We start from the raw sequence: 7383 nt of genomic DNA, 5'->3' as shown, positions 1-7383 counted from the left end.
GCCTAGGACGCCGTCGGCACCGCGATGTGCTGCTGGACCAGTTCGTACGACTTCAGGCGGGCGGCAAACTCGTAGACGGGCGTGACCAGCATGAGTTCGTCCGCGCCGGTCGCGCCCACCAGCTCCGTCAGCCGTTTGTCGACGGACTCCGGTGAGCCGTACGCCTGTTGGGCACGGAACCCGGCCAGCGCCCGCGCTTCTTCGTCCGTGAAGGAGTGCGCGGCCGCCTGTTCGGGGGTGGGGAAGGCGATGTCGCCCCGCCCCTTGAGGAGCGCGGCCTTGACCACGTTCATGGGGCCCGCGAGCCGGTCGGCCTCCCGCTGTGTGTCGGCGCATATCGTCTCCACGCAGATCAGTATGCGGGGGCGCTCGCACCAGCGGGACGGGGAGAAGTGCTCGCGGTAGTGGTCGAGAGCGGCGAGGGTGTTGTCGGGGCGGATGTGATGGGCGAAGGCGATCGGCAGTCCCAGTTCCGCGGCGAGCGCGGCGCCTGCCGTGCTGGAGGACAGCAGCCAGGGCTCGGGGAGCGGATCGAGTACGACCTCGTCCACCAGGTGACGCAGAGTCGCCGACACATCGCTCCGGTACTCGTCGTCCGTCGCCGGTCCGGCGCCTCGCCGCAGGGCGCGTGCCGTCGCCTCGTCGAAGGTGCCCGGGCCCCGGCCGATGCCGAGGTCGATCCGGCCCCCGTGGAGTGCGGCCAGCGTGCCGAACTGCTCCGCCAGCATGATCGGCGCGTGGTGCGGTGCGAGTACGCCCCCGGATCCGAGGCGGATCGACGAGGTGAGCGCGGCCGCGTGGGCGGTCAGGACGACGGGCGGGAACGCCCCTATGGCCGGCGAATGATGATGCTCGGCGTACCAAAGGCGCAGGTATCCGAGGCCTTCCAGGCGGCGGGCGAACTCGGTGGTGTCACGTAACGTGTCGGCGGCTCGGGCGCCCTCCTGGACCGTGGCCACTTCGAGCGCGCTGAGCGGGACGGTGATCATTCGGTCAGTATAGGAAGCGCTCTCGGACACCCAGCCGACAGGCAAAGAATCCATCAAGTTGGACATATGGGTTTTCACGGTGCAGACATGGCAATAACGACCGGGATGTCTACTGCACCTCTCATACGGAGCGCACTCGATCATGTACAACTCTCCGCACCGCCGAGCCGCCGCTGGCAGCCTCCCGTACGAGCCGCCGCCGCGGCCGGACTGGCCTGGGTGGTGTGCGGCACGGCATTCGGTAGCCACAGCCCGTATCCGGCCGCGCTGGCCGCACTCCTGATCACCGAGTCCTCGGCGTTCCGCTCACTGGTGGCGGCGGCCCAGTACGCGGCGGGCTGCGCCCTGGGCATTCTCGTCGCCGTCCCCGCCGCGATCCTCGTCGGTCCCACGCTCCCTGCCCTGTGCATCGTCGTGTTCGCGTCCATCGTCCTCGCCGGGTACGACCGCCTCGGACAGCACGGCGTCCACGTACCCATCACCGCGCTGTTCGCCTTCGCCATGGCGCGCAGCCACCTGTGGGACGACCTGGCCCCGCACGTGATCGAAACCGCCGTGGGCGTGGTCATCGGCACCGCGGTCAACGCCGTACTGTTTCCGCCGCTCCACCTTCGCTCGGCCGAGCGGGCCCTGGACGAGCTCCGCGGCCGGCTGTCCCGGGTACTGGAACTCCTCGCGCGCGCACTCCGCGAGCAGCGGCCCCCGCAGGAACTCCTGGGCGACGACTGGACCGCGAGGCTGACCGATGCGGTGACCCGGGCGGACACCGAATTGATCGCGGCACGGGAGAGCCGCCGGTGGAACCTTCGGTCGGCGGCCCGTACATCGGTGTGGCATCTGGACCACACCGTCCTGGACACGCTCGCGCGCGTCGCCGACCGGGCCAGTGACGTGGGCCGGTTGCTCGAAGAGGAGAGCAGGTCCGGGCCCCGTACGAGGCGTCACGGAAGCGATCCCGTCACGCCGGACTTCCGCCCGGGCGGGGCTCGCCTGCTCCTCGGGACGGCGATGTGCGTCCGTACCTTCCATGGGGGCCGGGCCCACCCCATCCTGCCGGCCGCCCGATGGGCGGGACAGCATCTGCACGCCGAGGCCGACTCCAGCAAGGACCGTGGACTGGCACACCAGTTGGAGGACATGCTCGCGTGCCTGGACCGCGACCGCGGCGCCACCGCGCCGACGCGGCACCCTCGTACCGCGGGGACCTCCGTGGAGGTGAGCCGCCATGGCTGAGATCCGCTCGCCGCAGCACACGGACGTTCTCTCGCCGGTCGCGCGCTGGGGCGCAGCGCTCCTGCTGCTGGCCACAGTCGCGCTGACCGACCTGGTGACGAGCGACCGGCTGCACGTACTGCCCGTGATGGCCGCCGTTCCGGTACTCGCCGGCGCCCTGAACGGAGTCGCGGTGACGAGCGTGCTGGCCGGTGCCGCCATGGCGACGACCGTGCTGGTCCAGCTGGTCGAGGGACGGTGGGGCACACCGGGCGGTGACGTGACGATCCTGACGCTGGCGGTGGTCTCGATGGCCGGGCTGTTGGCGTGCTCGGTGCGGTGCCGGCGCGAACGGCAGTTGCGGCGGGCTCGGTCGGTCGCCGACGCCGCCCGGCGCGCCGCGCTGCGCCCGCTGCCCCGCCGTATGGGCTCCGTGAACCTGGCCGCCACCTACGTGCCCGCGGTGTCCGATCAGCGTGAGGGCCACAGCGAGGGTGGTGACTTCTACGAGGCCCTGCACACCCCGTTCGGCATCCGGGTGCTCGTCGGAGACATCCGGGGCAGGGGGCTGTCCGCGGTGGCGGCCTCCGCCGCGCTGCTGGGCAGCTTCCGCGAGGCGGCGTACGAGGAACGCGCACTGGCCGACGTGTGCGGCCGGCTGGAGGCGAGCGCCGCACGGCAGTTGCACGCGCCGCAGGAGGAGCCGTTCAGCGAACGCTACGCGACCGCCGTCCTGTTGGAGCTCCCCCATGGCGAGCCCGTGGTCCGGATGATCCACTGCGGGCACCCGGAGCCGCTGACGCTGCGCGGTGGAACGGTGCGTGTCCACGCGCCCACTCCGCCCGGTGCGCCCATCGGGCTCGCCCACCTCGTCGGCGCCGAACCCGTGACCCAGACCATCGCGTTCCGCCCCGGCGACCGACTGCTGCTCTACACCAACGGGTTCGTCGAGGCACGTGACCGGGGCGGCCGCTACCACGACCTCGGCGCCCACGCCCGCGACCGCAGCGCGCAGTCCCTTCAGGACATGGTGCGAGGCCTGCGCGGAGACCTGCTGCGGCACACCGGCGGCCGACTCACCGACGACGCCGCGCTCGTGGTCCTGGAGCGGTGCGGCCGCCCCGACGCGGCGCAGCGGGGGTAGCCGACGCGGGGTACGGAGCCCGCACGCCGCCACGGCCCACGCCCTGATTCACAGACTCAGCGTTATCGCAGCGCCGATACCGCCCAGGCCCAGGGCCAACCCGGCCTCGGCCCAACCGCCCGTGCCCCAGGGGAAGAACCGGTCGAGGGCGAGCCGGCCCGGGCCGATGGCCGCGACGGCCAGGGCGACCACGCAGATGCAGACGCTGTACTCCACGCCGCCGTTCGTGTCCCACAGGCCGTGGGCGCCGGAGACGGTCGCCATGGCATTGATCATCACGCCGATCAGGGCGGCGGCCGCCAAGGGGGTGAGGAGCCCGAGGGCGAAGCCGAGTCCGCCGAGGAATTCGGACAGCCCGCCGATCACGGCGAACAGCTTTCCCGGGCGGAAGCCAAGGCGGGCGAACCCCTGGCCGGTCGCCGTCAGGCCCCCTCCGCCGAAGAACCCGAACAGTTTCTGAGCTCCGTGCCCGGCCATCAGCAGCCCGAAGGTCAGCCGGACGAGCAGCAGGCCGAAGTCACCGGCCGACGGCGTCGACGTCAAGCGTTTCGTGTCCATGTGAATGCTCCGGTAGGAGCGCCGGATCGGGCGTCACCCCCAGCTCGGACGGACGCCGAGGCACCGGTGGGTGGTGGGCTCGTGCGGCAGCACGGAACGCGGACCACCCCTGCCCGATCCTTCCCCAGCGGGCATCGTCGTGCATCCGGGCACGGCAGGTCCCGGCCCGGGTCTGGCGGTAGCCTGCTCGTGAGGCAGTCATGGCCGATCAGGTACACATCCGGCTCCTCGGCGGATTCGCGGTGGCGGTCGCCGACCGCCCGGTCGCCGCCGGGGCGTGGCGGCTGCGCAAGGCCCGTAGCCTGCTCAAACTCCTGTGCCTGTCCCCGGGCCACCAGCTGCACCGGGAACGGCTCTACGACCTTCTGTGGCCGGACCTCGACCGGACGGCCGCGGCGAACAACCTCCACCAGGTGCTGCACGCACTGCGCCGCGCGCTGACCGCCACGGGTGCGCCGGGCGACGTCGTCGTGCTGCGCGACGACATGGTGCTGCTCGGCCCCGGCGGCGGTGTGCGGATCGACCTCGACGAGTTCGAGGGGGCGGCGCGCCGGGCCGCGGACGGCGGCGGCTCCGCGGACTACCGCGCCGCGCTCGCCCTGGCCGCCCCGGGTCTGCTGCCCGAGGATCGGTACGAGCCCTGGGTGGGCGAGGCGGCCGAGGCGCTGGAGACGCGGCGCACGGCACTCCGGCTGGGGCTCGGCGAGGTGCTGGAGCACGATCACCACACGGACGAGGCCATCGACGTACTGCGGGCCCTGATCGTCGAGGAGCCCCTGCACGAGCCGGGTCACCGGGCGCTGATGCGGGTCCTGGCCGACGCCGGGCGACGCCGGGAGGCGCTGGCCGACTACGAGCATCTGCGGGACGCGCTCCGCCAGGACACCGGTGCCGACCCCGACCCGCAGACCCGCCGCCTCTTCCGCGAGCTGCTGGCCGACTCCGTGGAGGCGCGGGAACAGCCGGCGGAGGTCCCACGGCACGAGTTGCCGGTGCCGGCGACTCCCTTGATCGGCCGGGAGCGCGAGCTGGCCGAGATCGAGAAGCTGCTCGGGCGGAGCAGGCTGCTGACGCTGACCGGGGCCGGCGGCTGCGGCAAGACCCGGCTCGCGCTCGCCGTGGCGGCCCGTCGCGGCGACGACCACCGGGACGGGGCGTCCTTCGTGGACCTCGCCGGGCTGTCGGAACCGCACCTGGTCCCCGAGGCGGTCGCCGAGGCCCTCGGGCTGCGGCTCCCGCCGTCCGGCGGGGGCCGGGACGCGCTGATCGCCCAGCTCGGCGGCCGGGAGCTGCTGCTGGTGCTGGACAACTGCGAACACCTGGTCGACGCGTGCGCCGACCTGGCCTCGCAGCTCCTCGCCCACTGCCCGGGTGTCTTCGTCCTCGCGACCAGCCGGGAGCCCCTGCGCAGCTACGGGGAACGCACCTTCCGGGTGCCCTCGCTGGGCCTGCCGGACCCGCGCCGACTGCCGTCGGTGGCGGATCTGGCCCGGTTCGGCTCCGTGCGGCTGTTCGTGGAGCGCGCCGCCGACGCGGCACCCGGATTCCGGCTGACCCCGGGCAACGCGGAGGCGGTGGCACAGATCTGTTTCCGGCTCGACGGCATGCCCCTGGCCCTGGAGCTCGCGGCGGCACGGGTGCACGTACTGGCCCCGCGCCAGATCGCCGAACGGCTCGACGACGCCCTCGCCCTGCTCGGTCACGGCAGCCGGCACGGGGCCACCCGCCAGGAGACGCTGCTCGCCACGCTGGAGTGGAGCCACCGGCTGCTCGACGACGAGGAACGGTGCCTGTTCCGCAGGCTCGCGGTCTTCGCGGGCGGGTTCTCGCTCGCCGCGGCCGAGGAGGTGTGCGCCGACACGACCGACCACACCTCGGTGCTGGACCTGCTCGGCCGGCTGGCCGAGAAGTCCCTGGTGTGGGTGGAGCCCCGGCAGGACGAAGTCCGCTACCGGCTCCTGGAGACGATCCGGCAGTACGCCACGGACCGGCTGCGGGCCGCCGGGGAGCTGACGGACGTCGAGGCCCGGCACCGGCGGTACTACCTGGCTCTCGCCGAGGCCCGGGACCGCGAGCCGCCCATCGGGGTGTCCGGGGTGACGTCCCTGGAACTGGAGGCCGACTACGGCAATCTCCGGGCCGCCCTGCGCTCCTTCCTGAGCCACGAACCGGACAGCGCGCTGCGGCTGGCCGTCGCCCTGCGCTGGTTCTGGACCGAACGGGGCCGGCTCGCCGAGGGCCGGCGCTGGCTGGACGACGCCCTGGCCGCCGCACCGGAGCCCAGCCCGCAGCGGGCACGCGCGTTGATGGGGCGGGCCGTGCTGGCGATCCGGCTCGGTGACGCCTCCCCGCTGGAGGACATCGCCGCCCGGATCGTCGGGATCCACGAGCGGCTGCCGGACCCGGCGGGACTGGCGCACGCCCACTTCCAGCAGGCGATCCTGCTGTGGATGCGCGGCAACTGGGGACGCGCCCGCACCGCTCTTGACCGGGCCCGCGCCCTCGCCCACGACGCGAGCGACCCCACGGTCCTCGCGGCCGCCGCGCACCTGGAGAGCGTGTGGGCCATCTGCCGTGGCGAGGGCACGGCGGCGCGCGAGGCCTGTCTGGAGAGTCTCCGGCTGCTGGACGAGGCCGACGCCGCAAGCCGCCCCTTCCTGCCCGTCATGACTCCGGGGTACGGGATCGAGGACGACGGGGCGGGGCAGGTGTCGGTGTCCTTCGAGGAGACGGTGCTCGCAGGCCGCACGGTCGGCCCGTCCCGGGCACGCGGCTACGTCCTGACGAATCTCGCCTGGGCCACCCGTGTGCAGGGCGACGCCGAGGCCGCCGCCGAGGCCGCCGAACGCGGTGTCGACTGCTTCCGCGCGCTCGCCGATCCGCACGGAGAGTCCCTGGCGTTCAACACGCTCGGCAACATCCACCGCAGCCGGGGCGACTACGACGCGGCCCGGAAGTACCTCGACACCGCGCTGGCGATCAGGCGCCGGCTCGGCGACCGCCGGGAGGAGGGCATCACGCTCGGCTGCCTCGGTCTGCTCCTGCTGGCCGAGGGGGACGCCGAAGGCGCTCAGGCGACGATCGGGCATGTCCTCGCGGGCTTCGAGGAGACCGACGACAACCCGGGCACCACCAACAACCTGCTCCACCTCGGACTGGTGGCCCGGAGCATGGGCGACTCCGCGCGCGCCCGTGCCCTGCTGACCCGCGCCCAGGGCCTGGAGCAGGTCGCCGGGTCCCCCTCCGCCGCCGGCTGGGTCTCCCTGCTGCTGGCGCAGCTGCTGTGGCAGGCGGGCGAGCGCGACCCCGCCGAGCGGACGGCGGTCCGGGCCCGTGACCTGTTCGTCCGACTCGGCGACATCCGCGGCCAGGCGGTTCTGCGGCGCGCACTGCCCTGGGCGCCGACCGTCCAAAGCGGCTGCTGAGTGGTTGCTAAGAGGCGCCGCCTACGGTCCTGAACATCAGTTCCACGCACTCACA

General features: G+C 73.2%; 5 protein-coding genes. 3 read left to right on the top strand and 2 right to left on the bottom strand.

Annotated elements, in window-relative coordinates; genetic code table 11:
* Window positions 1-2: 2 nt before the first annotated feature.
* Entirely contained in the window at window positions 3-989 is a 987-nt protein-coding gene (locus IPZ69_RS08565) for an LLM class flavin-dependent oxidoreductase (protein WP_235453408.1), read from the bottom strand.
* Between the two features lie 105 nt (window positions 990-1094).
* On the opposite strand from IPZ69_RS08565, the gene IPZ69_RS08560 reads away from it, so the two are divergent.
* Together IPZ69_RS08560 and IPZ69_RS08555 are read left to right on the top strand one after the other, a co-directional pair.
* A complete protein-coding gene (locus tag IPZ69_RS08560; protein ID WP_235453407.1) occupies window positions 1095-2222 on the top strand; it encodes an FUSC family protein in 1128 nt (375 codons plus the stop codon).
* Complete coding sequence (locus tag IPZ69_RS08555) at window positions 2215-3345, top strand: PP2C family protein-serine/threonine phosphatase (RefSeq protein ID WP_235453406.1); 1131 nt, start codon at window positions 2215-2217, stop codon at window positions 3343-3345. The genes IPZ69_RS08560 and IPZ69_RS08555 overlap by 8 nt, the downstream gene beginning before the upstream one ends.
* A 48-nt stretch (window positions 3346-3393) precedes the next feature.
* Here IPZ69_RS08555 and IPZ69_RS08550 read toward each other — a convergent pair whose 3' ends face one another.
* Window positions 3394-3903 carry a DoxX family protein gene (locus IPZ69_RS08550; RefSeq protein ID WP_235453405.1) on the bottom strand — a complete coding sequence of 170 codons (510 nt, stop codon included), beginning with the start codon at window positions 3901-3903 and terminating at the stop codon, window positions 3394-3396.
* 200 nt (window positions 3904-4103) lie between these two features.
* Between IPZ69_RS08550 and IPZ69_RS08545 the strand changes: the two genes are divergently transcribed.
* A complete protein-coding gene (locus IPZ69_RS08545; RefSeq protein ID WP_235453404.1) occupies window positions 4104-7328 on the top strand; it encodes a tetratricopeptide repeat protein in 3225 nt (1074 codons plus the stop codon).
* Window positions 7329-7383 lie beyond the last annotated feature (55 nt).

It is taken from the genome of Streptomyces olivochromogenes, assembly GCF_021538895.1.
Taxonomy (GTDB): domain Bacteria; phylum Actinomycetota; class Actinomycetes; order Streptomycetales; family Streptomycetaceae; genus Streptomyces; species Streptomyces olivochromogenes_A.
The sequence above is the reverse complement of the archived record's forward strand: the minus strand, read 5'-3'. Positions and strand labels throughout refer to the sequence as shown.

Excerpts from the sequence above, each read along its gene's own strand:
- IPZ69_RS08565 (WP_235453408.1), bottom strand. The coding sequence starts at position 989 with ATGATCACCGTCCCGCTCAGCGCGCTCGAAGTGGCCACGGTCCAGGAG.
- IPZ69_RS08560 (WP_235453407.1), top strand. The coding sequence starts at position 1,095 with ATGTCTACTGCACCTCTCATACGGAGCGCACTCGATCATGTACAACTC.
- IPZ69_RS08555 (WP_235453406.1), top strand. The coding sequence starts at position 2,215 with ATGGCTGAGATCCGCTCGCCGCAGCACACGGACGTTCTCTCGCCGGTC.
- IPZ69_RS08550 (WP_235453405.1), bottom strand. The coding sequence starts at position 3,903 with ATGGACACGAAACGCTTGACGTCGACGCCGTCGGCCGGTGACTTCGGC.
- IPZ69_RS08545 (WP_235453404.1), top strand. The coding sequence starts at position 4,104 with ATGGCCGATCAGGTACACATCCGGCTCCTCGGCGGATTCGCGGTGGCG.